27 protein-coding genes are annotated in these 24,958 nt (G+C 65.3%); 14 read left to right on the top strand and 13 right to left on the bottom strand.

The window, feature by feature from the left end; all coding sequences use genetic code 11:
* Nucleotides 1-126: 126 nt before the first annotated feature.
* The 6 genes from MTX21_RS31550 to MTX21_RS31525 form a co-directional block, all read right to left on the bottom strand.
* Nucleotides 127-753, bottom strand: coding sequence for a hypothetical protein (locus MTX21_RS31550; RefSeq protein WP_280968500.1), 627 nt, complete (start codon nt 751-753; stop codon nt 127-129).
* Nucleotides 754-809: 56 nt separating this feature from the next.
* Entirely contained in the window at nt 810-1,643 is an 834-nt protein-coding gene (locus MTX21_RS31545; protein WP_280968499.1) for a shikimate dehydrogenase, read from the bottom strand.
* Nucleotides 1,644-1,994: 351 nt separating this feature from the next.
* A complete protein-coding gene (locus tag MTX21_RS31540) occupies nt 1,995-4,037 on the bottom strand; it encodes an elongation factor G (protein WP_280968498.1) in 2,043 nt (680 codons plus the stop codon).
* A gap of 233 nt (nt 4,038-4,270) precedes the next feature.
* Entirely contained in the window at nt 4,271-4,750 is a 480-nt protein-coding gene (locus tag MTX21_RS31535) for a DUF992 domain-containing protein (RefSeq protein ID WP_280968497.1), read from the bottom strand.
* A gap of 160 nt (nt 4,751-4,910) precedes the next feature.
* Nucleotides 4,911-6,113: a pyridoxal phosphate-dependent aminotransferase gene (locus tag MTX21_RS31530; RefSeq protein WP_280968496.1), complete on the bottom strand. Its 1,203-nt coding sequence runs from the start codon at nt 6,111-6,113 to the stop codon at nt 4,911-4,913.
* A gap of 67 nt (nt 6,114-6,180) precedes the next feature.
* Nucleotides 6,181-6,669, bottom strand: coding sequence for a hypothetical protein (locus tag MTX21_RS31525; RefSeq protein WP_280968495.1), 489 nt, complete (start codon nt 6,667-6,669; stop codon nt 6,181-6,183).
* On the opposite strand from MTX21_RS31525, the gene MTX21_RS31520 reads away from it, so the two are divergent.
* The 6 genes from MTX21_RS31520 (at nt 6,662) to MTX21_RS31495 (ending at nt 10,570) form a co-directional block, all read left to right on the top strand.
* Nucleotides 6,662-7,312: a glutathione S-transferase family protein gene (locus tag MTX21_RS31520; RefSeq protein ID WP_280968494.1), complete on the top strand. Its 651-nt coding sequence runs from the start codon at nt 6,662-6,664 to the stop codon at nt 7,310-7,312. The two genes, MTX21_RS31525 and MTX21_RS31520, sit on opposite strands and share 8 nt — an antisense overlap.
* A gap of 158 nt (nt 7,313-7,470) precedes the next feature.
* A complete protein-coding gene (locus MTX21_RS31515; RefSeq protein WP_198024695.1) occupies nt 7,471-7,647 on the top strand; it encodes a hypothetical protein in 177 nt (58 codons plus the stop codon).
* 75 nt (nt 7,648-7,722) lie between these two features.
* Entirely contained in the window at nt 7,723-7,881 is a 159-nt protein-coding gene (locus MTX21_RS31510) for a hypothetical protein (RefSeq protein WP_280968493.1), read from the top strand.
* A 126-nt stretch (nt 7,882-8,007) separates the two neighbouring features.
* Nucleotides 8,008-8,820: a PAS-domain containing protein gene (locus MTX21_RS31505; RefSeq protein ID WP_280968492.1), complete on the top strand. Its 813-nt coding sequence runs from the start codon at nt 8,008-8,010 to the stop codon at nt 8,818-8,820.
* 86 nt (nt 8,821-8,906) lie between these two features.
* A complete protein-coding gene (locus tag MTX21_RS31500) occupies nt 8,907-9,362 on the top strand; it encodes a GNAT family N-acetyltransferase (RefSeq protein ID WP_280968491.1) in 456 nt (151 codons plus the stop codon).
* Between the two features lie 266 nt (nt 9,363-9,628).
* A complete protein-coding gene (locus MTX21_RS31495) occupies nt 9,629-10,570 on the top strand; it encodes an aldo/keto reductase (protein ID WP_280968490.1) in 942 nt (313 codons plus the stop codon).
* A 16-nt stretch (nt 10,571-10,586) separates the two neighbouring features.
* On the opposite strand, the gene MTX21_RS31490 is transcribed toward MTX21_RS31495, so the two are convergent.
* The 3 genes from MTX21_RS31490 to MTX21_RS31480 all read right to left on the bottom strand — a co-directional run bounded on the left by MTX21_RS31490 (nt 10,587) and on the right by MTX21_RS31480 (nt 13,834).
* Nucleotides 10,587-10,910, bottom strand: a complete 324-nt coding sequence (locus MTX21_RS31490) for an antibiotic biosynthesis monooxygenase (RefSeq protein ID WP_280968489.1) — start codon at nt 10,908-10,910, stop codon at nt 10,587-10,589.
* Nucleotides 10,911-11,049: 139 nt separating this feature from the next.
* On the bottom strand, nt 11,050-12,264 hold the full coding sequence (locus tag MTX21_RS31485; RefSeq protein ID WP_280968488.1) for a DUF1501 domain-containing protein: 1,215 nt from the start codon (nt 12,262-12,264) through the stop codon (nt 11,050-11,052).
* A gap of 4 nt (nt 12,265-12,268) precedes the next feature.
* The gene (locus MTX21_RS31480; RefSeq protein WP_280968487.1) at nt 12,269-13,834 is read right to left on the bottom strand and encodes a DUF1800 family protein; all 1,566 of its coding nucleotides are present in this window, start codon (nt 13,832-13,834) and stop codon (nt 12,269-12,271) included.
* A gap of 114 nt (nt 13,835-13,948) precedes the next feature.
* On the opposite strand from MTX21_RS31480, the gene MTX21_RS31475 reads away from it, so the two are divergent.
* Entirely contained in the window at nt 13,949-14,152 is a 204-nt protein-coding gene (locus MTX21_RS31475) for a cysteine-rich CWC family protein (protein ID WP_280968486.1), read from the top strand.
* Nucleotides 14,153-14,379: 227 nt separating this feature from the next.
* Here MTX21_RS31475 and MTX21_RS31470 read toward each other — a convergent pair whose 3' ends face one another.
* The 4 genes from MTX21_RS31470 to MTX21_RS31455 form a co-directional block, all read right to left on the bottom strand.
* Nucleotides 14,380-15,078, bottom strand: a complete 699-nt coding sequence (locus MTX21_RS31470; protein ID WP_280968485.1) for a glutathione S-transferase family protein — start codon at nt 15,076-15,078, stop codon at nt 14,380-14,382.
* Between the two features lie 307 nt (nt 15,079-15,385).
* Nucleotides 15,386-16,093, bottom strand: coding sequence for a glutathione binding-like protein (locus tag MTX21_RS31465; RefSeq protein WP_280968484.1), 708 nt, complete (start codon nt 16,091-16,093; stop codon nt 15,386-15,388).
* 166 nt (nt 16,094-16,259) lie between these two features.
* The gene (locus MTX21_RS31460) at nt 16,260-16,490 is read right to left on the bottom strand and encodes a hypothetical protein (protein WP_280968483.1); all 231 of its coding nucleotides are present in this window, start codon (nt 16,488-16,490) and stop codon (nt 16,260-16,262) included.
* A complete protein-coding gene (locus tag MTX21_RS31455; protein WP_280968482.1) occupies nt 16,487-17,266 on the bottom strand; it encodes a sulfite exporter TauE/SafE family protein in 780 nt (259 codons plus the stop codon). The genes MTX21_RS31460 and MTX21_RS31455 overlap by 4 nt, the downstream gene beginning before the upstream one ends.
* Before the next feature lie 304 nt (nt 17,267-17,570).
* Here MTX21_RS31455 and MTX21_RS31450 point away from each other — a divergent pair, with 304 nt between their 5' ends.
* The 7 genes from MTX21_RS31450 (at nt 17,571) to MTX21_RS31420 (ending at nt 24,790) form a co-directional block, all read left to right on the top strand.
* Nucleotides 17,571-18,488: a LysR substrate-binding domain-containing protein gene (locus tag MTX21_RS31450; protein ID WP_280968481.1), complete on the top strand. Its 918-nt coding sequence runs from the start codon at nt 17,571-17,573 to the stop codon at nt 18,486-18,488.
* 123 nt (nt 18,489-18,611) lie between these two features.
* Nucleotides 18,612-18,836: a hypothetical protein gene (locus tag MTX21_RS31445; protein ID WP_280968480.1), complete on the top strand. Its 225-nt coding sequence runs from the start codon at nt 18,612-18,614 to the stop codon at nt 18,834-18,836.
* A 57-nt stretch (nt 18,837-18,893) separates the two neighbouring features.
* On the top strand, nt 18,894-19,127 hold the full coding sequence (locus MTX21_RS31440; protein WP_280970845.1) for a hypothetical protein: 234 nt from the start codon (nt 18,894-18,896) through the stop codon (nt 19,125-19,127).
* Between the two features lie 93 nt (nt 19,128-19,220).
* Nucleotides 19,221-22,217 carry an excinuclease ABC subunit UvrB gene (gene uvrB / locus MTX21_RS31435; protein WP_280968479.1) on the top strand — a complete coding sequence of 999 codons (2,997 nt, stop codon included), beginning with the start codon at nt 19,221-19,223 and terminating at the stop codon, nt 22,215-22,217.
* Between the two features lie 252 nt (nt 22,218-22,469).
* Nucleotides 22,470-22,916, top strand: coding sequence for a nuclear transport factor 2 family protein (locus MTX21_RS31430; RefSeq protein WP_280968478.1), 447 nt, complete (start codon nt 22,470-22,472; stop codon nt 22,914-22,916).
* A gap of 263 nt (nt 22,917-23,179) precedes the next feature.
* Nucleotides 23,180-23,620, top strand: coding sequence for a nuclear transport factor 2 family protein (locus MTX21_RS31425; RefSeq protein WP_280968477.1), 441 nt, complete (start codon nt 23,180-23,182; stop codon nt 23,618-23,620).
* A 267-nt stretch (nt 23,621-23,887) separates the two neighbouring features.
* Nucleotides 23,888-24,790, top strand: coding sequence for a hypothetical protein (locus MTX21_RS31420; protein WP_280968476.1), 903 nt, complete (start codon nt 23,888-23,890; stop codon nt 24,788-24,790).
* The last annotated feature ends 168 nt before the right edge of the window (nt 24,791-24,958 follow it).

The following is a 24,958-nucleotide window of genomic DNA, read 5'->3' as shown; positions in this document are numbered from 1 at the left end:
CCGAGGCTTCAGAAGGCCCGCGCTCCAATAACCAAAGTCGTTTGGCGAGGACTCGGGGTTGCCTGCTCGCGCCAAACTTCTCCCTGGGGTAATGGGTCCTGGCTTTCGCCAGGACGACGTTAGACGTCACATCGGCGGCGTCAGGCCGTCACGGCCGACGCTGACGCGGTTGGCTTCGAGCGAACCGTCCGGCAGCGGCTTGACGAAGGCGATGATCTTGGCGCCGGCCTTCAGGTCGGACTTTTCGCCGGGCACGTAGGTGACCACCGGCGTTTCCGGGGACACGAAAACCTTCTTCTCGCCGTCCTTGTATTTGACCAGCAGGGTGTGACCGTCATTGCCGACCACGCTCTCGGCGACCGTCGCATTGGTCATGCTCGAGTTCGGCTTCAGATCCCAGGGACGCGAGCCCTCGCCGGTGCCGCGCATGCTCTCCGGAAAGACGTGGACCTCGACCGCGTTCTGGCCACCATCCGGACCCGGCACCGTGGTCGCGCCGACGAAGGAGCCGACCTTGATATCCGAGAGCGAAATCTTCGTGATCCCGGACACCATCAGATCGGAAGGGATGTGCAGCTTGACGTCCTCGCCACTGCGAGACTTCACGGAAAGCGTATCACCATTAAGGCTTTCGATCGTGCCGCGCACGCGCGTCGGCACCGGCGGTTTCTGCGCGAATGCGTAAAGGGTCGAGACGGCCACCATGGCCACGGCGAGAAGCGGGCGTGCGAAAGTTACACGTTGAACAGTCATTGACGATCTCCGATTACCCCACAGGGACAGAACTCCGGAGATCGCCCGCTCTTCCCTCAAGTCTTTGTGAGATCGGTCTCGACCAGCGCGCGCAGTTCCGCCGTCACTCGCGGCCTTTGACCGAACCACAGCTCGAAGCCGCGCACGGCCTGGTGCAGCAGCATGCCGAGCCCGTCCGCGGTCCTCAGCCCGCGCGCCTGGGCAGCCGCGAGCAGCGGCGTGACCAGCGGAACATAGACGAGATCCGCGACCACGGCGGCCTGCGGCAGGCGTGTCACATCGACATCGAGTGAAGCCTGGCCGTGCATGCCGAGCGAGGTGGTGTTCACCAGCAATTTCGCTCGCGGCAGAACGTCGTTGATCCCATCCCATGCGATGGGATGGACGTTCGGCCCGAACTGCTTCGCAAGCGCCTCGGCCCGAACAACGGTGCGATTGGCGAGATGAACGCGACTGATGCCGCGTTCCAGCAGGCCGAACACGACCGCGCGCGAGGAACCGCCGGCGCCCAACACCAGCGCCTCCTCGGCGGCATCCCAACCGGGTGCGCTGGCATCGAGATTGTTGATGAAGCCCTCGACATCGGTGTTGGTCGAACGCAACTCGCCGCCCTCGAACCACAGCGTGTTGGCGGCACCGACCGCCGCGGCACGTGCGTCGGGCGTGGACAGCGCCAGCACGCCTTCCTTGTGCGGAATGGTGACGTTGGCGCCGACGAAACCTCGCAGCGACAGCCGCAGCACGAAGTCGCGCAGATCCTCAGGGGGAACGGCCTCGATGACATAGCCACCGGCGATGCCGAGCGTGCGCAACCAGTAATGGTGGATCAGCGGTGAGCGCGAATGCGCCGCCGGCCATCCGATCAGGCAAGCTGCGGGAGCCTTGGTCACGATCGTCCTCTCAAGCCGCAGGCCTGCATGGTCCCCTCCCCGGTGCTGTCGCGGCGATCCATTTCGCGTCCCGCCAGCCCTGTCAAGCGCGCGCCACGAGGCGGCGGCGATAATGGCGGCGGCCGCGGACGCGGTCGCGGCCCGAGCGCCCTTGATGTCGGCGATCGCGCGCTCGATCGTCTCGCGGTAACGCGCGCGTGGCGGCAACACGCCATGGGTGAGCAGCGCCCGGCGGACCGTGGGCGAGGCGCCGGTGACGAACAGCCTGAGCAGCCCCTCACCGCACCCTCTCCCCGAAAAGACGGGGAGCGGGTGTGAGAGGGCGGTGCGTCTCTTACCGCGAGAGTTGGCTCACGCCGCGTGTGCGGCAATGATCTGGTCGGCCGCGCGCCCGGTCACCTCGGCCATGTGGTCGAAGGTACGGGTAAAGCTGCCGGCGCCGGCGGTGGCCGAGCGCAGCTCCACGATCAGCTCGCCGATCTCGGCCTCCGGCATCATGGCGCGGACGCAGTCCCAGCCGCTCCAGCCGTCGCGGGTGTCGAAGCCGAGGATCTGCCCGCGCCGCGCCGACAGGATCGCATTGATCTTGGCGGTGGCGTCGGTCGGACAGACGATCTCGACCACGTGGATCGGCTCCAGCAGCACCGGCTGGCATAGCGGCAGGCCTTCGTTGAGCCCGATCCGGGCCGCCGTGCGAAACGCGAGGTCGGAGGAATCGACGCTGTGAAAGGAGCCGTCGGTCAGCGTCACCTGCACGTCGGTGACGGGGAAGCCGAGCGGCCCGCGCGCGAGTCCGTCGATGACGCCTTCTTCCACCGCCGGGATGTAATTGCGCGGCACGGCGCCACCCACCACCTTCTCGGCGAACTTGAAGCCATCGCCGCGCGGCAGCGGCCTGATGTCGAGCACGACGTCGCCGAACTGCCCGTGGCCGCCGGACTGCTTCTTGTGCCGGCCACGCTGGGTGATCGGCTTGCGGATGGTCTCCTGATAGCCGATCGCGGGTGGATGCGACTTCACGTTGACGCCGAAGCGGTCGCGCAGCCGCTCGACCGCAACACGCAAATGCATCTCGCCCTGTCCCCACAGCACGGTGTCGTGGGTCTGGGCGTTCATCACGATGACGAGCGAGGGATCTTCCTCGTGCAGCCGCGCCAGCGCCTGTCCGAGCTTCACATCGTCCTTGCGATCGCTCGCCGCGATCGAGGCCGCGAGCACCGGCGGCGTCGGTTCTGCGGCGACCAGGGCCGGCGGCTGGGTCTTTCCGCTCGAGACCATGTCGCCGGTCTTGACCGGATCGAGCTTGCCGAGCGCCACCGTGTCGCCGGCTTCCGCCGCGGCACGCTTGGTGTCGTAGGCGCCGTTGACGGCGAGAATGCCGGAGATGCGGCCCGCGCCTCCGGAAGAGGACTGCAGCGTGGCGCCGTCATCGAGATGGCCGGCGATGAGCCGCGTCAGCGACAGCTTGCCGCCGTGCTGGGAGTGCAGCGTCTTGAAGACGTAGCCGAGCGCGTCCTTGGCTTCCGGCGTACCGAGACGCTTGGCAGTCTCGGCAATACCGGGCGCCTCATGGCGCAGCGCCTTCATCAGGCGCAGCACGCCGTTCTCGCGCGCGGCGGCGCCTATCAGCACGGGACAGATGAGGCCCTCGCGCAATTCGCGGGCAAGATCGTCGAACACGGCATCGCGCGGCGGCTGGATGTCCTCAAGCAACTGCTCCATCAGCGCGTCATCGTGATCGGCGAGCTTCTCCAGCATCGAGAAGCGGGCTTCCTTCTCGCGGTCGAGATTGCCGCCTTCAAGCGCGATCACCTCGGACGCCTTGTGCTCGCGATAGACGAACGCGCGCTCCAGCGCGAGATCGACGAAGCCCTCGATCAGCTCGCCATTCCAGATCGGGATCTGGCGCAGCACCAGCGGCACGCGGGAGGCCGGCTGGAGCATCGCAAGCGTCTCGCGGATGCGTTCGTTGGCGCGGTCGATCTTGTTGAGGAACAGGAAACGCGGAATCTTCAGCTCCTCCAGCTCGCGCAGGATGATCTGAAGCTGCGGCAGCTTCTTCTCGTCGGCCTCGCAGACCACGACCGCGGCATCGACCGCGGGCAACGCGGCGCGCATGTCGTTGGCGAATTCGACGGAACCGGGACAGTCGAGAAAGGTGTAGCTGTCGCCCATGAAACTCGTGGTGGCAGCAGTCAGCCCGACGGTCATCTTGTGATGACGGGCCTCGGGACTGGCGTCGCCGACGGAAGTTCCGGCGTCGACGCTTCCAGCGCGCGGGATTGCGCCCGTTCGCGCCAGTATTGCTTCAAGAAGAGTGGTTTTACCGCTTTGGAAAGGGCCCACCAGCGCAATGCACCGTGGACCTCGGGGACTTCTGACGTCTTGTCCCATTCGCCGCCTCCTTCATCTGGAGCTCGGCCCGTGATTGGGTCGGCAAACGTTGATGCTCTGCCCGTCCTCACGGTTTGGCAAGCATCAAACGTCGCTGCGGTGCGTCGTCAGTTAGATCAAGTCTTAGCGACTAAATGAGATCAGGTACGACCTATTGCCCCAGGGGCATTTACCTCTTCGGGAGAGGTGAAGGGAGAGCTCCTCCGCTGGCACTCACTCAACCTACAATTGATTCAGCGACCCGGGCGCAGTTCCAGGCTCTCGAGACCGGCGGCGACGTTGAGGCCGACCTGGCCCTGCACGCTAAGCGGTTGAAGTGCGATCGAATTGTTGGAGCCGCCGACGAGCACATTGCCCCCTAAGCCGACGCCGACCGACGCGCTGCCCTGCGCGCCCGCATAGTTACCGGAGAGATCGCCGGGGCCGAGCCGGTCGACCGGCGCGAACACGCCCCAGGCGAGCGCAGTCTCCTGCGTGATGCCGATGTCGAGGCCGACTTTACGGATCGTCGCGACGTAGCGGTCCTCGGGCACGCCGTCGGCGCGCAGGACGCAGCCGAGATGGGTCACCGATCCCACCACGAAGCCGACGCTGGCGCCGCCGCGGCATTCGAGCACGCCGACCCGCGCCATCCGCTGCTGCGCGCCGGCACAAGCGATGGAGGCAACGAGGCTCGCGACAGTGAGGCCGGCGAGGAGGAATGAGCGGCGCATGAAATGTCTCCGGCTATGATGTGATGCGAGGATGGAGGGGGCGGCACAAGCGCGGGACGTTCTATGCCACAATCGTCCCGGTGGTACCAGTTCGCGCGGACGTGAAAGAAAAAGGGCCCGCAGGATGCGGGCCCTTTCATGTCACATCGTTACCGTCAGCTTAGCGCAGATTGCCGCAGAAGCGCTGGATGCGCTTGCAGGCGTCTTCGAGGTCCGAGGTCTTGGTCGCATAGGAGATGCGGAAGGCCGGACCGAGGCCGAAGGCCGAGCCCTGCACGACGGCGACGCCTTCGGTCTCCAAAAGCTCGGTGACGAACTGCTCGTCGTTGGAGATCACATTGCCCGACGGCGCGGTCTTGCCGATGGTGCCGGCGCAGGACGGATAGACATAGAACGCGCCCTCCGGCCGCGGGCACTCGATGCCGTTCGCCTGGTTGAGCATGGAGACGACGAGATCGCGGCGCTCCTTGAACACCTTGTTGTTGGCGGGGATGAAGTCCTGCGGACCGCTCAGCGCCTCCACCGACGCCCACTGCGCGATCGAGCACGGGTTCGAGGTCGACTGCGACTGGATGGTCGCCATCGCCTTGATGAGCTGCGCCGGACCGCCGGCGTAGCCGATGCGCCAGCCGGTCATGCAATAGGCCTTCGACACGCCGTTCACGGTCAGCGTGCGGTCATACAGCTTCGGCTCGACCTGGGCGACGGTGGTGAACTGGAAGTCGTCGTAGACGAGATGCTCGTACATGTCGTCGGTCATCACCCAGACATGGGGATGCTTGACCAGCACGTCGGTGAGCGCCTTCAGCTCGGCCTTGGTGTAAGCCGCGCCGGTCGGGTTCGAGGGCGAGCACAGGATGACCCATTTGGTCTTCGGCGTGATCGCGCGTTCCAGCGCCTCGGCCTGGAGCTTGAAGCCGGTCGCGGCGGTGCAGACCACCGGCACCGGCTCGCCGCCGGCGAGCGCCACCATCTCGGGATAGCTGACCCAGTAGGGCGCCGGGATGATCACCTCGTCGCCCGGATTGATGGTCGCCATCAACGCATTGTAGAGCACCTGCTTGCCGCCGGTGCCGACGATCACCTGGTTCGGCTTGTAGCTGATGCCGTTCTCGCGCTGGAATTTCGCGATGATGGCGTCCTTCAGCTCGGGGATGCCGTCGACCGCGGTGTACTTGGTCTTGCCGGCTTCGATGGCGCGGATCGCCGCCAGCTTGATGTTGGCGGGCGTGTCGAAGTCGGGCTCGCCGGCGCCGAGGCCGATGACGTTGCGGCCCGCCGCTTTCAGCGCGCGTGCTTTATCCGTGACCGCGATGGTCGCGGACGGCTTCACACGGTCGAGCGCAGCGGCAAGGAAGGACATCATCATCTCCTGGCAAGCGTCGTGAACCCTTGGGGCCTCACGACTCTGATTGTGGGAATGCGCCACCCTAAAACGTGCGCCGCTGCACCGCAAGAAACTTCGGCCCGATCTTCGAAAAGTTTACGAATTTGGCGCGCTTCGCGTACGGCGGAACGCAATATTGCGCAACTTTGCCGCCGGAATCCCTCATATCCGGCAAGGCCTGTCCTCGGAGCAATTTACGCTTCCAAAGCGCCAAGAGACTGCCAAGAGACTGACGCCGGGCTGACGGTGCGAGCCGGCGCCCGATCGACACCGGCTGATGAGAGCACAGCCCAAGATCCTCGCACACGATCGCGCGCGGGCGAGCGTTCGCATGTTGACGCAAGCGTGATCCGGTTTGCATCAGCGCCGCGGAAATGATTTTCCGCAGCGCTGCAGTGCGGTAGGCTTTTCGAGTTTTTCTATTGGTCAGGCCTTGCGGCGGATTCGCAACGGCATCATTGTTTAGCCGCGTTGCGGGGCAACAAGCGCCGCGCCTTCCCGTCGCTGGAATTGAATTCTTAAGAATGTACAAGCTCTACTCGATGCAACGCTCCGGCAACAGCTACAAGGTCCGCCTTGCGCTGGCGCTGCTGAATGTGCCCTACGAAGCGATCGAGGTGGACATTCTGCGCGGCGAGAGCCGCACGCCGGAGTTTCTGGCGAAGAATCCGTCCGGACAGGTGCCGCTGCTCGAGGTCGGCGACAACCGCTACATCGCCGAGTCCAACGCCATCCTCTGGTACGTCGCGGTCGGCACGCCGCTCGCGCCCGAGAACCGCATCGAACGCGCCGAGGCGCTGCAATGGATGTTCTTCGAGCAGCACGCGCTCGAGCCGAACCTCGGCGCGGCCTATTTCTGGCTGTCGTTGGTCAAGGGCGGGCGCGATCTGCAGACCCACGCGCTGGAGGACTGGATGGAGCGCGGCTATGGCGCGCTGCAGGTGATGGAAAATCACCTCAGGACCAACGCCTACTTCGCTGCGCGCCAGCTCACGGTCGCCGACATCGCGCTCTACGGCTACACCCATCTCGCCGATCGGTGCGACTTCGACCTCTCGACCTTCCCGGCGATCCGGAACTGGCTGAAGCGGGTCGAAGAGACGCCCGGCTTTGTCACGATGGACTGGCGGCCGGCCGATATCGACGACCCTGCCAGCATTGCGGCCGGCGCCTGACGGCCCGCCGCCAGGGTTGGGGGAAATAGCGGGCATAACGAAAGCCGCTGCCGCAATCTCGCCGTAATCGGCGCGGCAGCCGCCCCAATGTTGCCGGTTGAAGTTGTGAAATTCTCCGCGTCGCGGGTGATTCGCTCGCGCGTTGAAGGATTTAGACCATGATTCGGGCGTCCGGCACGGCAGGCTTTCAGGGCCGCCCCGTCATCGCCGCCTCTTCCCGGTTGACCAACGCTGTCGCGGCCTCGCTCGCGATCGCTGCGCTTTCGCTCTGCCTGATCGTCACCCTGACGGTGCTGTCGACAAAGGCGACCATGGCAATGGGTCTTCCGGTCTGATCCCGTCTCATCCTGGACCAGCCTTCAGGGCGCCCTGTGAGCACCCGCGCCGATCGGCACCGCTACAGGACATCGATGAAGTCACCGGTGATAGTCGTTGCAATTACCCTGACTGCGGCCATCCTGGTCGCGGCGTCGCTCTTGATTTTTGCGGGCACGCGCAAGAACACCGGAACCTTGACGCTGAACGCGCCCACGCTGCAGCGGCACGTCATGCCCGCACATTTGCTCTAAAATCATCGATAAGCTTTGCGCTTGCGCGCAAGTCCTTCTTAAGCGCGACGCACGAATTCCGTCGCCTTTGTGCAACGATCGGTCAGTCTGACGGCCTTACTCGTTCGTGGAGCAGCGAGACGGGCCATGCGATTCGGATGGCGTGCGATCTCCGGTCCGGCGCTGACGGCAGCGGTCGCGCTGCTGGCGACCCTGCTCGACCAATCCCTTACTGTCCCCTCACCCGCGCCGCTGTTCGTCTGCATCGTGGCCGTTGCCGGCTCGCTGTCGGGCTTCGCCTCCGCCGCGGCCAGCGCGGCCATCGCGGTGATCGGCGCGGCGCTGTTCCGCTTCTATCATGGCGCCGTTCCCGGCATCACTGCGATCGATCTGGGCCGGCTCGGCCTTCTGGCAATGACGGCTGCCGGCACCGCCGCCATCACCGGGCTGATGCGCGAGCGCCTGCTCGAGGCGTTCGCCGCCGAGCGTCGCAACCACGCCACCGCCGCCCGCCTGTCGGCGGCGCTTGACCAGGTCGATATCGGCATCGTGCTGCTCGATGCCGAGACCCGCGCCGAGTTCATCAACCGCGCCTTCCGCGATTATTTTGCGCTGCCCGATGCGAAGGCCGACGGCAAGCCGCCCTTCATCGCGCTGATGTATCACGGCCGCGACACCGGCGCATTCGAACTGCCGGAGGACGAGCTCAGCACTTTCATCGCGCAGCGCATGGAGATGGTGCGGATCGGCGACGCCACGCCGATCAACATCAACCTCGCCAATGGCGAAGTGCTGCGCTTCGTCTGCACCGTGCTGCCTGATGGCGGGCGCATGCTGAGCTACACGCCGGTGACCGACCTCGTGCGTCACACCGACACGCCGGCACAGGCCGACTACTACCGTTCGCTGCGCGATCCATCGAACCGCAAGCTGATCCGGTATCTGCGCGTTGCGGAGTAGCGATTGATCGGCCCGCCCGTCATCACGTATGAAGGACGCCACACCGGCACTTCGCCTTGCGTCCTCCGAGATCGGGAAATTTCCAGATGTCGCTCACCGTTCGCTCCGTCACACGGCAGGATTACGATCAGTGGCTCCCGCTGTGGGACGGCTACAATGCCTTCTACGGCCGCTCCGGCCCGACCGCGCTCGCGCCCGAGATCACGCGCATGACGTGGCAGCGCTTCTTCGATGCCTACGAGCCGGTGCATGCGCTGGTGGCCGAGAGCGAGGGCCGTTTGCTCGGGCTGACGCACTATCTGTTCCACCGCAGCACGACTGCGATCGAGCCGTCCTGCTATTTGCAGGACCTGTTCACGCTCGAAGCCGCGCGCGGCAAGGGCGTCGCCTCGGCGCTGATCTACGGCGTCTATGAGCGGGCAAAACTCGCAGGTTCGCCGCGCGTCTATTGGCAGACGCACGAGACCAACCTCACGGCGCAGAGCCTCTACGACAAGGTCGCGGAACGCTCCGGCTTCATCGTCTACCGCAAGCTGTTCTGATCGCTGCGGCCTAGACGCCCTGTGGATAACTTGGCCTGTCACCCGCACGTTACAGTAGAGGGCTAGGCTCGCGCCTGCGTCTGATCAGGCCCCCGTCACCGATCAAGCGCCTCGAAGCGGTCCCCGTCAGTCGCCGCGTCTGACAGGGGCCGCGTTTTTTGCCTGCAATTCTCATGTCAGCATGGCAGCAACGCATTCGCCGCCTTGCCGGTGCGGCGCATGGCGGGCCACAATGCCATCGCTGCTTGCTTCTGACAGGATCTCCCATGGAAATTCGCAATCTCGGCGCCTCCGGCCTGCGCGTCTCTGCGGTCGGGCTCGGCTGCAACAATTTCGGCCAGCGCACGGATCTGGAGACCTCGCGCAAGGTGATCCATCGCGCCCTCGACCTCGGCATCACGCTGTTCGACACCGCCGACATCTATGCGGGCATGGGCGGATCGGAGACCGTGCTCGGCATTGTGCTCGGCGATCGCCGCAAGGACATCGTGCTCGCCACCAAATATTCGAAACCGATGGCGACCGACGGCACCAAGCAGGGCGCCTCGCGCCGCTACATCATGAACGCGGTCGAGGCGAGCTTGACGCGGCTCAAGACCGACTACATCGATCTCTACCAGCAGCATGACTACGACCCGCTGACGCCGATGGAAGAGACGCTGCGCGCACTCGACGATCTCATTCGCCAGGGCAAGGTCCGCTACATCGGCAATTCCAACTTCCCGGCCTGGCGCATCGCGGAAGCCGAGTTCACCGCCCGCGCGATGAACGTCAGCCGTTTCGTCTCCTGCCAGGACGAATACAGCCTCCTCGTCCGCGACATCGAGAAGGACCTGTTGCCCGCCGCGCAGGAATACAGGCTGGGCCTCTTACCATTCTTCCCGCTGGCAAGCGGCCTGCTCACCGGCAAATACCAGCGTGGCGCAGCAGCGCCCGCCGACACGCGCTTTGCCAAGGCGCCGGCGCTGCGCGACCGCTATGTCACGCCGCGCAACGAAGACATCGTCGAAAAGCTCCAGTCCTTCGCCAAGGCGCGCGGCCACACCATGCTCGAGCTGGCCTTTTCCTGGCTCGCGGCGCGCCCGCAAGTGTCGAGCGTGATCGCAGGCGCCACCCGCGTCGAGCAGGTCGAGGAGAACGTCAAGGCGATCGCCTGGCAGCTCGGCGCGGATGATCTGGCCGAGATCGATGGGATCACCAAGGCCTGATGCCTGCAGCGCGGCGCTATTTCGCGCCGCGTGCCACCGTCTGCATCACCTCAAAACCCTCGAACTGCGGATGGCCGAGATAGAGCGGCTTGTTGTCGCCGGCCCGTTGATGCGCCGCGCGAAACGCCTCCGACTTGGTCCAGGCCTCGAACGCCGCGTGGTTGGCCCACACGGTGTGGGAGGCATAGAGCGTATGATCCTCGAGCTCGGGTCCCCTGAGCAGATGAAATTCGATGAAGCCCGGCACCTTGTCGAGATGGGTGTCGCGGCTGAGCCAGACCTGCTCGAAAGCAGCGTCCGAACCCTTGGCAACGCGAAAGCGATTCATGGCGATGTACATTGCGGAAGGTCTCCTGATGTTCGGTCAAATATTTCGTCATTCCGGGATGCGCCGCAAGGCGCAGGCCCGGAAGCCATCGCTCCGCGGATGAATGGATTCCGGGTTCGCGCTGACGCGCGCCCCGGAATGACAGTGTTGGTTAGATGATCAACCCCTTCATCGGCCGCGCCGCGGCGCTGTCGGGAAACACCGTCTCGGCCAGCACGCGATCGGACAGGCCGAACTGGTCTTGCAGCACGCCCTTGATCACCGAACGCAAATCGGTGGTGGGCTTGAGGTCGCGGCCTTCGTAGAGGTTGGCGAGCTTGAGGCCAGGCCAGTCGGAGATCACCCGGCCACCCTTCACGGCGCCGCCGGCGAGCAGCGCGACGGTAGCCGTGCCGTGGTCGGTGCCGTCGGTGCCGTTGATGCGCGCGGTGCGGCCGAACTCGGTTGCGACCACGATGACGGTGTCGCGCCAGCGCTCGCCGAGGCCGCTTTCGAATTCGCCGAGCGCGCCGTCGAGCCCGCCGAGCAGGAACGCCAGGCGACCGACCGGGCCGCCTTCATTGGCGTGCGTGTCCCAGCCGTCGAAGGCAAGCGCCGCGATGCGCGGGCCGTCGGCGGCGGCCATCAGCTTGGCGGCGCCGCGCGCCACTTGCCGCATCTGCGCGACCACATTGCCGGGCTTGCGCTTCATGTCGTCGCCGCTCGCGGCCTTTTCGAGCTGGAGACCTTGCGACAGTGCCGACGCCAGCGCGGGATCGCGATGGCGGTAGAGATCGACGAGCCGCATTGCGGTGTCGTCATCGGCCTGCGGCAGCGCAACCGGCGCCCAGCCAACGGTCGGAGCAGCGCCGCGCAGCACCAGCGGCGTGGTGGGGCCGACCGCAAGCCCGCTGGACACGCGCTCGCCACGCGGCAGCGCCTCGAGCGCACGGTTGAGCCAGCCGGACTGCACGCGGCCGGGACCCGCGTAGCCGCTTTCGAGCACGTCCTGGCCATCGAAATGCGATCGGTCACGATAGGGCGTCGCGACGGCGTGGATCACCGCGGCACGCTTGTCGCGATACATGCGTGCGAATTCCGGCATCGCCGGATGCAGCGCAAAGAAGGTGTCGAGCATGATCGCGGGGTGTGCGCCATCCGCCGCGAGCGCGATCGAGCCGTGCAGGCCCGCATAGTCGGGATCGCCGATCGGCGCGACGGTTGAGAGCCCATCCAGCGCGCCGCGCAGGATCACCACGACCAGCCGGGGATCGCGCCCGTCCGCCGCGCGCGCAAATTTCGGCAAGTAAGCCCACGCCGCGAAGCAGGCGCCGCCGAGCAAGAGGCCGCGACGCGAGGTGAGGAGCCGGTTCTCGGTGCAATCCATCACATCATCTCCTCTGCATTTCCGGCGACATCAACAGCAGCGCCAAGGCCTGCTGGCGCGATTCCGCGCGCTCGATGGTCCGCCGCGTCTCGATGGAGGCCGCATCGGCCGCCGCGAATTCCAGAAGGTCGAGCGGGTCGATGTTGTTGCCGAGCCGCGCACCCATCTGCGAGGCGATATCGAGCCGGAGCTTGATGCCTTCGGGCGCGGCCCAGGCGGCACTGGTGTCCGGGAAACCATTGGGCCCCGCCGGCGACCATAGCGGCTGGCCGAGCAGATTGAGACTGTTGAGATATGGACCGGGGTCTTCCGGCACACGCGCGAGCAGCCTGCCGCTCGCGACCAGGAAATCGTAAGGCGAGCGCATCTTGGTCAGCGGCGCCTTCCAGGCCTCGTCCGAATCAACCAGCACGGTCGCAAGCGCCTTCAGATCGCCGTCGGTCCTGACGAAGACGTCGCGCAATCGCGCGACCAGAGCGGGCGGCGGGTCATCGGCGACGAAATGACGAACGAATTTGGTGGCGATGAAGTTTGCCGTCGAGGGATGCCGCGCGATGTCGGCGAGCGCGGCCTCGCCCTGCGCGAGGCCGGTCGGCTGATAGGTCTTGCCGAGCAGCACCTGCGGCCCCGGCTGGTGCGCATTGCTATTGAACACGAACGAGCCGGGCACCCCTAGCTGCCCCTGCCGGCCGGCAAAGGTCCAACCCGTGATGATGCGCGCGAGCGAGGTGACGTCCTCCTGGGTATAGCCGCCGCCGACGCCGAGCGTATGCAGCTCCATGATCTCGCGCGCGAGGTTCTCGTTCAGCCCGCGCTTGCGATTTTGGCCCGCGCGCGAGTCCGGACCGAGCGATTGCTGGTTGTCGAGAAAGAACAGCATCGCCGGGTGCTGCTCGACCGCCTTCAGCATGTCGGCGAAACGCCCGAGCACATGCGGGCGGATCGCCTCGCGCTCGAACGCGCCGGCCCACATCCGCGCCAATTCGCCCTTGCTGGCGGAGATGCAGAAATGGTTGGACCAGAACACGACCAGCCGCTCGGTAAAGCCGCAGTCGGCCAGCGTCGCGCGCTGCAACCGCGCCAGCGCTTCGGCGCGGAAGGTCTTCTGGATGACGTTGAGCGGCTGCGGCGCGGGCTTTGTGGGCGTCGGCGCGGCCGCATCGGGCTGCATGGTATCAGGCTTGGCCGCATTGTCCGCCGGCTTCGTCTTGGCCATCTGGCCGGCGATCTCGGTCATCACGGCGTTGAGCGACGGGTTGCGGCGCAGTTTGGTATCGGACTTCGGATCGGCCGGCGCCTGCGGAGGCGGCGCTTCGGCGGGCGCAGCCGTCTTTGCGGCCTCGCGCGCCTGCCTGACCTGGTCCTGATAGGCGAACACGGCCTGCCCGAGCTGCGGCGTCGATTGCAGGCCTGGCGCCTCTAGCAGCACACCGTTGGGCCGGCTGAGTTCCGCCTTCACGAAACCGCGCGGATCGGAAGCCGCGTTGATGAGATCGCCGGAGGCCCCGCCCCGCGCGCCAAAGCCGAACCGGTTGAGCGCAACAAGGGCGGCATGCGAATCGCGGGCCATCGATTTGTCCTCTGCGCCTCGCCCAACGCTTTCCGGGCGTATGCGCGACGTTTAATATATCGCGGTGGGGGATGAACCCGACATGAAAATGACGGCGAAGCTTCGGCGTAGATCATGACAAATCCGAAAGAATTGACCCTGCAGGATTCGCCGGCTCGCCGCCTCGCCTGTTCCCGTTGCGGCACCGAATTCGGCTGCGACCTCTCGGGCACCTGCTGGTGCGTCGAAGAGACGGCGCGCCTGCCGATGCCGGTCGAGGCTGAGGATTGTTTGTGCAGGGAGTGTTTGCGGAAGCTGGCGGCGGAGGGGACGAAATAGCTTGCGATCGTTGCGCGCTAAATTAGACGCTAGCAGCCGCCAGGCCTCCGGTGTCGTCCTGGCGAAAGCCAGGAGCCCCGCGCGAGCGCTTTTGCGCTCGTCGCGATTACCCCAGGGAGAGGTTTGGCGAAGGCTCGTGGTTCGGTACTACGACCATTCGCGCTCGATAGATCACGCGGTATGGGCCCTGGCTTTCGCCCGGACGACGTTAGGGAGAGAGCCTACATTCAAACCGCATGCCCCGGCGACTTGCGCGCCATGCCGTCGAACGCGTCCAGCAGTTTTTCGCGCCACGCATACACGGGATCATCCGCCTCGAGCAGCTTGAACGGGCTGACGACGCGCGCCCATTGGAAGCCTCCGAACACGATGTAGTCGGCATAGTTCGGCGCGCTGCCGCCGAGATAGGCTTGCGTCTTGAACGTCTGGCGCAGCACTTCCAGCGACTTGCGGAAGGCAACCACACCGGTGTCGCGGCTTGCCATGATGTCTTCCAGCGCCTTGCCGCCGAAGCGCGCTTCGCGCGACTCGCGGAAATAGGCGGCATCGGCCTTGGCGAGATTGTTCGGGATGTCGGCGATGATCAGCGGGAAGATGCCGCCGACGATCGCGATGTCGCCCCACGCGTTGAGCATCCGCGCCATGGCGCGGCCGCCCTCACCGCCGAACAGCGACGGACGATCCGGAAAGGTCTCTTCGAGATAGTTCGCGATCGTCCAGGAATCGACCACCGGCTTGTCGTGATGCAGCAGCACCGGAACCTTTTCCGAGCCATGCGGCGCGATCGCGCTCTTCTCGGTGAAACGCCAGGGCAGCGATTCCGCAGAGAGGCCTTTGTGCGCGAGTGCCATGCGCGTGCGCCAGCAATACGGGCTGAAGGGGCGGCTGGCGTCGGTGCCGACGAGTTCGTACAGTTTGAGTGACATGGCAGGCTCCACAGTCTCCGTCATTGCGAGCGAAGCGAAGCAATCCGGACTATCGCCGCGGAAACATTCTGGATTGCTTCGCCGGCGCTCGCAATGACGATGTGGAGAGAAGTGCGTACACCAATTTCCGTCGTCATGTCCTCGCGACCCGGCTACGCCAAGGCTTCGCCGGGGCTTACGCTCCTGGGCCGCCGAAGCTTTAGCGAAGGCGGCAGGCGGGCATCCAGTACGCCGCGGCGGTCGAATGACCCACTGCCGCTTGTGATTACTGAATCATCCGCCTTCGCGGATGATGACGACGGAAATCCTACCGCACCACCGACGCCGTCTGCCCGAACAGGATCTTGCGCTCCTCTTCGGTGCGGATGGCCGGCTTGCCGAAGTTCGGATTGACGTCTTTCGCGAGCGCATAGGCGCGCTCGGTGGCGGGGCGTGCGCGGATGGTTTCGAGCCAGCGCTTCAGATGCGGGAAGTCGTCGATGTTCTGGCCCTGGTTCGCATAACCGACCACCCAGGGATAGGACGCCATGTCGGCGATCGAATATTCGCCGGCGATGAATTCGCGATCGGCGAGGCGCTTGTTGAGCACACCATAGAGACGGTTGGTCTCATTGACGTAGCGGTCGATCGCATACGGAATCTTGTCCTGCGCGTAGTTGCGGAAATGGTGGTTCTGGCCCGCCATCGGGCCGAGGCCGCCCATCTGCCAGAACGTCCATTGGATCACGTCATAGCGGCCATAGAGATCGGCCGGCAGGAATTTTTCGGTCTTCTCGGCCAGATAAAGCAGGATGGCGCCGGATTCGAAGACCGACAGCGGCTTGGTCCCGCCTTTCGGCGCGTGGTCGACGATCGCGGGAATGCGGTTGTTGGGCGCTACCGCCAAGAACTCCGGCTTGAACTGCTCGCCCTTGCCGATGTTGACCGGAATGATCTTGTACTTCAGCCCGGTCTCTTCGAGGAACATCGTTATCTTGTGGCCGTTCGGCGTGGTCCAGTAGTGCAGGTCGATCATGGCTGGATGTCCCGGGCTGGAAGGAAAAGCGATCGCAAATAGATGCGATTGCATGAACTTCGCGCCAAGCCCGGCCTGTGTCAATGGTTCCGGCAATGACGGCCGCGTGATTGCAGGAGCGCGCTTTCTTCTCCCCTGTCCGTTCTGACGGGGAGAGGCGAGGATGTCACCGCCCGTTCGCGCGCAAAAAGCTTTCGCCGTCTTCGGTCACCGCGATGATCAACCCGACGCCGGCAACGGTCTCGCGTGCGACGTAGCCGCGATCAGCGGCGTCTTCCCAGATGGTGAGGCGCGGGCAGGATGTTTTCCAGGTCGAGACCACCTCGGCGTAGGCGCGCGGCTCGCGCGCGATCCACTCGACGAAATCAAGCACCAGCGGATCGGCCATCTCGCTCATTGCAGTCCTCCCTTGTCGAAGGCCGCCAGCACCGGTGTGCGGACCAGCAGCCAGCCTCCATAGGCGATGTAATAGCAGGCGATGGTGGTGATCAGACGCGTCGCCCAGACACGGTATTGCTGGTCGCTCATCGCCTCGAGCAGGCGGCGGGCGAGGCTAGTGCCGAGCATCGAGGCGGCGATCGCAACCGCAGCCAGCACCGGATCGAGCGAGGCGGCCTGGTCGACGATGCCGCCGAAATAGAGCAGCTTGGTGAAATGGCTCGCGACCTGGCAGGTCGCTTTCGTCGCCACGATCTCGCGCCGGCCGAACTTGCCGCCGAGGAAGAACGTGTCCATCAGCGGACCCGAAACGCCGGTCATCAGCATCAGACCCATGCAGACCGAGCCGTAGAAGGCGCCCTGCCAGATGCTGTCCGGATTCGGCTTGATGCCCGCGGGCATCATCCGCGCCATGAACGGCGTGACGCCAAGCATCAGGAGCGCGACCGGCTTGTCCGGCACGTAGCGCGTGATCGACCATAGCGCCAGGGCCAGCGCGCAGCCGATCAGATAGACGAACACCGGCCGCCACCGGATATGCGCACGCCACAGCAAGGCGCGCCAGCCGTTCGACGCCATCTGGGTGATCGCATGCAGCACCATCGCGGTCGGCAGCGACATCAAGGCCAGTAGCACGCCGATCAGAATCAGCCCGCCCGCCATGCCGAACAGCCCCGACAGGAATGCGGTGCCGACCATCAGCAATCCGAGGGCAGCGATCATGATGGGCGTCACGAAGGTCTCCTGTGGCAAGTGAGGGACGCAGGCTGTCCATTCTCCCTCTCCCTGTTCTTACGGGGAGAGGGTTGGGGTGAGGGGCTGCGTCCGCGATCACGGTGACAGTTGGACTCGCGGAAGCTCCCCCTCACCCGGCGCGCCTTGCGCGTCGGCCTCTCCCCGCAGGCGGGGAGAGGCGAAGGCCGCCATCCTCGCTTCAACAGATCAGCACAAATTTACGCTGCAAGTTGTGCCTCGCTTGTTCCCCTCGCGCAAACTGAGTTATCTTGGCCTGGCATCAGCTTTCCTGAGGGTACGGCATTTGCGGCGGCTGCTCTTTCTCAACGGCATCAAGGCGTTCGAGGCGGCGGCGCGGACCGGCAGCTTTGCCTCCGCCGGCGTCGAGCTGAACGTGTCGGCCGCCGCCGTCAGCCGCATGGTGCATCTTCTGGAAAAGCGCCTCGGCGTCGCGCTATTCGAGCGCAAGGCCAACCGCCTCGTGCTGACGCAGGCAGGACGCGCCTATCAGAGCGGGCTGACGCCGATCTTCGACGCGCTCGCAAGCCTCACCGCCCAGGTGACGGCGTCCTCGAGCGTCCGCGTGCTCACCATCGGCGTCGGACACACCTTTGCGATGCGCTGGCTGATCCCGCGGCTGTCGGAGTTTCGCAACGAAGAGCCCGACATCGAGGTGCGCTTCACCACCGGCGGTGCGGCGGTGCCGTTCGGAGAGGACTGGAGCTGCGGCATCAAGCTCGGCACCGGCGACTGGCCCGGCCTCGTCGCCGAGCCGCTGTTCGCCGGCGACCTCACACCGGTCTGCGTGCCGCGCCTCGCCGCCAGCCTGAGACGGCCGGCCGACCTGAAAGGCCCGAGCCTGATCCGCGTCGCGCATTCGCCAGAGGACTGGCCGATCTGGCTGAAGGCGGCCAGCCTCACCCGGATCAACGCACGCGGCCCTGAATTCGAGTTCTACGGCCAGTCGCTGCAGGCCGCTGCCGACGGGCTCGGCATCGCCATGGGCATCCGGCCCTATATCGACGACGATCTCGCCGCCGGCCGGCTGGTGGCGCCGTTCGACATCTCGGTGCCCAAGGGCATGCGCTGGTACCTGGTGTATCGCAGCTTCCAGACCGAACAGCGCGACTTTGCCGCGTTCCGGCGCTGGATCATGCGTGCCGCGGCCGAGCCCGCGGCGCGTCCGGCCAGGCGGATCGGCCGCGCCGCCGCACGGAACTGAAGGGGTCAATCTGCTCTTGGGCGAATCTTGGGCGAAAAAGCCGGCGGCTTGTGAACCGTTTCACATACGCAAATCTGGAAACGTGGTCCCCTAATTTCCCAACAAGAAACGTGGGGGACCACTATGACGACCCTTTACGACGGCTTTGACATCGAATCCTTCGAGGCAGGCAAGGGACTGTGGCACGCCCGGATCCGGCGCGCCGACTTCAGCCCTGTTGCCATCGACGGCGTGCTGTTTCCGGCCATGGAAGTCGGCTTCGCCTGGCCCGATCCCGACGCTGCGATCGCCGATGCCAAGCACCACATCGACCGCTTCCGCCGCCGCGCCGAGAACGACGACGAGTAAGCAAGCGGGATGGCGAAGGACCGCAGCGACAACGCGGCGGGAAACGAGGAACCGGGGATGTCGTACATCGAAATCGAAGAGACACAGCCGCTGGCACGATCCTACGCGCGGTCCGTGCTGGCGAAATGTCCTGAGTGCGACGAGGATCTCGCGGTGCTCCGCGTGATCGGCGGCCGCGCCGGATGCGAATACTGGACCATGCGTTGCACTAGTTGCGGCGGGATCCATCTCGACATCCTCCAACCGCGCAGTGTGCGCGAGGACGACGACGGGCCGCTGCCGGCGGCGTGACGCCCGCGCCTGCTGCCAACCTGCTGTCAGCAGGCCGAGCCGGACAGGGCATTCGCCCTTTTCTGCCGGGCGAACTCGTCCCATATTCGGAGCATGGCGAAGAAACCTGCACCCTCCGAAAAATCCGGCAAATCCCCCAAAACCAAGACGCCCAACTCGAAGGCGCCAAATTCTCGCGCGTCACGGCCTGACGTGCAGCCGATCGCGCCGGCGCTGGCCGAGCTGCTCAATCCCGCCATCAATCGCGGCGATGCCGGGCTTGGATCGGGCACCGGCCTGCAGCCACCGCCGGACAATTCGCGTGACCGCCGCGCCGGCGGCGAGGCCGCTGCGCATCGCGCGCGGGCCTCGACGCCGAAGGATTTTCCGCAGGACTCTCGTCAGCCGACTCGCGGCTCACCCCCCTCCCCGGCCCTCCCCCGCAAGGGGGGAGGGAGCGGAGAGACTGGTGGTTTGGAAGAGGCGCCGCAAGCCAATTACGGCACGAGCGCGACGGTGCCGTTCCTCGACCCGGAACTGGCAAAGCAGCTCGGACTGCCGACCGAAGAGGACGATGCCGAGGCGCTGGCGCGGCCGCCACGTTCGAGGACCGAAGCGCTCGGCGTGAAGGCGACCGCGGACGCGCTGGAGACGCTGATCCGAGAGGGCCGCCCCGAGTTCCGCAAGGACGACGGCTCCATGAAAGTGTGGACGCCGCACCGGCCGCCGCGCCCGGAGAAGTCCGAAGGCGGCGTGCGCTTCGAGATCAAGTCGGAGTACCAGCCCAAGGGCGACCAGCCCACCGCGATCGCCGAGCTCGTCGAAGGCATTGAGCGTAACGACCGTTCGCAGGTTCTGCTCGGCGTCACCGGCTCGGGCAAGACCTACACCATGGCCAAGGTGATCGAGGCGACGCAGCGCCCTGCCCTGATCCTGGCGCCGAACAAGACGCTCGCCGCCCAGCTCTATGGCGAGTTCAAGAACTTCTTCCCCGACAATGCGGTCGAGTACTTCGTCTCGTATTACGACTACTACCAGCCCGAAGCCTACGTGCCGCGCACCGACACCTATATCGAGAAGGACTCGTCCATCAACGAGCAGATCGACCGCATGCGCCACTCGGCGACGCGCGCGCTGCTCGAACGCGACGACGTCATCATCGTCGCCTCGGTGTCCTGCATCTACGGTATCGGCTCGGTCGAGACCTATACCGCGATGACCTTCGCGCTGAAGAAGGGCGAGCGCATCGACCAGCGCCAGCTCATCGCCGACCTCGTCGCCTTGCAATACAAACGCACGCAGGCCGATTTCACCCGCGGCACGTTCCGGGTGCGCGGCGACATCATCGACATCTTCCCGGCGCACTATGAGGACCGCGCCTGGCGCGTGAACCTGTTCGGCGACACCGTCGAGAACATCGAGGAGTTCGATCCGCTCACCGGCCACAAGCAGGACGAGCTCGAATTTATCAAGATCTACGCCAACTCGCACTATGTGACGCCGCGCCCGACGCTGGTGCAGGCAATCAAGTCGATCAAGTTCGAATTGAAGCAGCGGCTCGACCAGCTCCACGATCAGGGGCGCCTTTTGGAGGCGCAGCGGCTGGAGCAGCGTACGATGTTCGACCTCGAGATGATGGAGGCGACGGGAAGCTGCGCCGGCATCGAGAACTATTCGCGCTACCTGACCGGCCGCCGCCCCGGCGAGCCGCCGCCGACATTGTTCGAATACGTGCCCGACAACGCGCTGATCTTCGCCGACGAGAGCCACGTCACCATCCCGCAGATCGGCGCCATGTTCCGCGGCGACTTCCGCCGCAAGGCGACGCTCGCCGAATACGGTTTCCGCCTGCCCTCCTGCATGGACAACCGTCCCTTGCGCTTCGAGGAATGGGACATGATGCGGCCGCAGACCATCGCGGTGTCCGCAACGCCGAGCGGCTGGGAGCTGAACGAGAGCGGCGGCGTTTTCGTCGAGCAGGTGATCCGTCCGACCGGACTCATTGATCCTCCCGTGGACATCCGTCCCGCGCGCACGCAGGTCGATGACCTCGTCGGTGAGGTCCGCGCGACCGCTGCGGCGGGCTACCGTTCGCTGATCACGGTTTTGACAAAACGCATGGCGGAGGACCTCACCGAATATCTGCACGAGCAGGGCATTCGCGTGCGCTACATGCACTCGGACATCGACACCATCGAACGCATCGAGATCATTCGCGACCTGCGCCTCGGCGCGTTCGACGCGCTGGTCGGCATCAACCTGTTGCGCGAAGGCCTCGACATTCCCGAATGCGCACTGGTCGCCATCCTCGACGCCGACAAGGAAGGCTTTCTGCGCAGCGAGACCTCGCTGATCCAGACCATCGGCCGCGCCGCGCGCAACGTCGACGGCAAGGTGATCCTCTATGCCGACAGCATGACCGGCTCGATGGAGCGCGCGATCGCCGAGACCAATCGCCGCCGCGAGAAGCAGGTCGAGTACAACAACGCCAACGGCATCACGCCGGAGAGCGTGAAGAAGCAGATCGGCGACATCCTCAACTCCGTCTACGAGCGCGACCACGTGCTGGTGGAGGTCGGCGGCCACGACATGACCGACGACGTCATCTCGATCGGCCACAATTTCGAGGCCGTGCTCGCCGATCTCGAAACGAGGATGCGCGAGGCCGCCGCCGATCTGAACTTCGAGGAAGCCGCGCGCCTGCGCGACGAGGTCAAGCGCCTGCGTGCGACCGAGCTCGCCGTGGTCGACGACCCCACCGCCAAGCAGCGCGCGGTCCAGAGCAAGGCCGGCGCCTATGCCGGTACAAGGAAATACGGCGACGCTGCCAACCTTCCTGTCAGCGCCATGAAGAAAAGGACCGTGGGCTCCGCGCTCAAGGCCAGCGGCGGCGGCAGCGGCTCGAAGGTGCACAAGCCGCATCTCGACGAAATGCACGGCCCGGAGTCGTTGCCCTATCGGGCAAGCCGCGCCCGGCCGTCAAAGCCGTTCGGCGGAAGCAGCCGCATCATCCAGCCGACCGACTCGCGGCAGTCGGGGCCGGAGTTCGGACCGGCGCCCAAGTCGACGGGCGGTGCGCCGGGGCGACGGGGTGGGTGGAAGAAGAGGTAGATTGCTCGCTGCGTGAGGAGAGCGGCTCGCCGTCACCGGCGGGACGCGCCGGGCAATGTGCGTGCGGCGACGGCCGCCGGGCCGAATGCGTGCGCGCAGCCGCATGCGCAACCCATCGCTGCACCCCATGAACCTGGCATTGCGTTTGTGCGTCATACAATCTGCAATCATCCCCTGTGGTTTTGCGGATTGATGGGCGCACGGACTGCGCGATAGCGTTTGCGATCGACGGCCGACGAAGGCGGACGTAGCATGACGGTTGAATCGTTGAACAGACAGCGCGTGCTCCATCTGCTCGACAGTTTTGCGCGCGGCGATCTCGACGCGGCGCTGTCGTGCTGCACCGAGGATGTCGACTTCCTCACCCACGCGCCGATCGACGTGCTGCCGCACATGGTGCCGCGGCACGGCAAGGAGGAGCTGCGCGAGCTCTGGCAGACGATCTGGTCGCGCTATTCCGAAATTCGCTACAAGACGCCGCACATCGTCACCGAGGGCGAGGAGGTCGCGACCTACATGCACACCTATTTCAAGAAGCGCAGCAACGAGCGCATCGTGCAGTTCGACATGGCCGTGTTCTACACCTTCCGGGGCGGGCTGGTGGCAGAGATCCGCGAGATCATCGATTCCTACGATTTGGTGCAGCAGGTGCTGGAGCGCGACATCGGACCGCTGATCGTGGGCGCGAGGGTGGAGTAATTTGCTGACGTTGTATTGGCTTTCGCCAGGACGACACGGAATGCGTGGCGCCCGCGCCCGGGCCGACGCGCGGTGGCGACCGGCAAAATACGGGGTTCTATTGCAAATCTCACAAACTACGCACAATTGTGCATTGCAAAAACGTGAATTGCGTTTTGGCCGAAATCCCGTATTTGTTCGCGCACCAATGAGTTGACGGGCCCGGCGGCACTGCATGGGGCTGTTTTCCATTTTTTTGCAAGCCAGCTTCAGGACTGCCCAAAATGACAGAGCACAGCCTCTGGCGTTTCTCGCGCGCGTTGCATCGCGCGATCAACGACCGGCATTTCGCTGACATCGAGGCCTTGATCGACGAGGACGTCGACTGGGCACTCTATGGCCCGATCGACATGTTTCCGTTCTTCGGCGCGCGCCACGGCAAGCAGGCGGTGCTCGACGTCATCCGCCAGCTCGCCGACAACTTCCATGTCCGCCGCTTCGATCGCGAAAGCATCATGCTGGGCATCGATTCCGCCGCCTCGATGCTGCGCTATTCGCTGACCGCACTCGATTCCGACAAGCCGCTCTCGCTGCGGGTGGCGCAGTTCGCCCAGTTCAAAGCGGGCCGCCTCGTCAACATGCGCGTGCTGATCGACACCTTCGACCTCGTGGAGCAGGCACTTGGCCGCGCCATTCATCTGCCCAAGATGACCAGCGTGGGGTGAGGGGGACGCCAACGGGCCCCGCTTTCGGGACCGATGGCGACGCTCGCGATGTCCTGGCCTCCAGCCCCGCCGGATGCCGTCGCGCAGAGTTCGTCATCGGGCGCGCGCCTGCCGCGCGGCCCGTTGGTTCGCGGCCTCAATAACTGCCGCCACAATTTCGCAATGATATAACCGCATGTTCGACACGGACCGAATGGCGCATGGTCTTCGCGGAATGCCGCTCTATATTGGTTCTGAAAGCATGCGCCGGGGCTCGCGGGCAGGACGATGGAATTCTCGACAGGTTTTGGCTGGAGGCTGCCAGTGCTGGCGGCCGCGTTGATTTTCGGCTCGGTGCTGACGGCCTCGGCCCAGATCATTCCACAGGCCGCCGCTGCGCCTGACGACGAGGCGGAGGCTGCGGCGACGCCTGATGTCAACGACACCGACGTGCTCAAGGGGATCGACGTCGACAAGCTCGACTGGAGCCAGCTCGCAGTCGACGCCGGCACGCTCAACGATATCATCGCCGCGAAGAAGCGCGCGCAGGCGGCAGCCAAGGACGGGTTGGACTGGTCGTCGAACCCCAACGCGAACGGCTCCTCCGCCGTCACCGTGAAGCGGTCGGTGTTTTCGTTCTGGGACACGCGGATCGGCGCCGATATGACGGTGGCGAGCGAGCCGACCACGATGTCCGAGCTTTTGGCGGAAAAGGCCGCCAATGGCGGCAGCCTGCCGCAATCCTCCGGCAGCGCCTGGGCGAAAGCGACCGCGCCGGGCGCGGGTTCGATCTGGGACAAGACCGCGGTGGAAGCCCGGGTCGATCCCGGCGCCGAGCAGAGCCGGCTCGGTGCCTCCCTGACCAAGTCGGTGCCGCTCTCGAGCGACTATTCGCTAACGCTTCAGAACGGCTACAGCGTGAACCAGCAGGGCACGACGGCGCTCCCCGGCATCGGCGGGCACACCATCCGCAATTACGAGACCGACCAGTCCGCCAAGGTCACGATCACCGACACCGGCACCAGCATCACCGCCGGCCAGACGCTGTCGACCACCGACGACAAATGGCTGCGCAAGTTCGGCGCCGAGCAGAAGCTGTTCGACAACGTCACCGTCTCCGGCTCCGTCGGCGAGACCTCGCAAGGTGCGATCAACAAGAGCCTCACCGCGGGCTTCAAGACGAGCTGGTGAGTCCTCTTCGCCCCTCCCCGCCGGCGGCAAGCCTTCAGACATTCGTAACCTTACGCCACGGCAAAGCCCCCGAATGGTCCGCCCTTGCCGCATCTTGGCCTAGTTGCTGTCAAAATCGGACGCCTTGATGGAGGTCGCCTCACAGACGTCGTCGTGCGGGGGAGACTC

It is taken from the genome of Bradyrhizobium sp. ISRA430, assembly GCF_029909975.1.
Classification (GTDB): domain Bacteria; phylum Pseudomonadota; class Alphaproteobacteria; order Rhizobiales; family Xanthobacteraceae; genus Bradyrhizobium.
The sequence above is the reverse complement of the archived record's forward strand: the minus strand, read 5'-3'. Positions and strand labels throughout refer to the sequence as shown.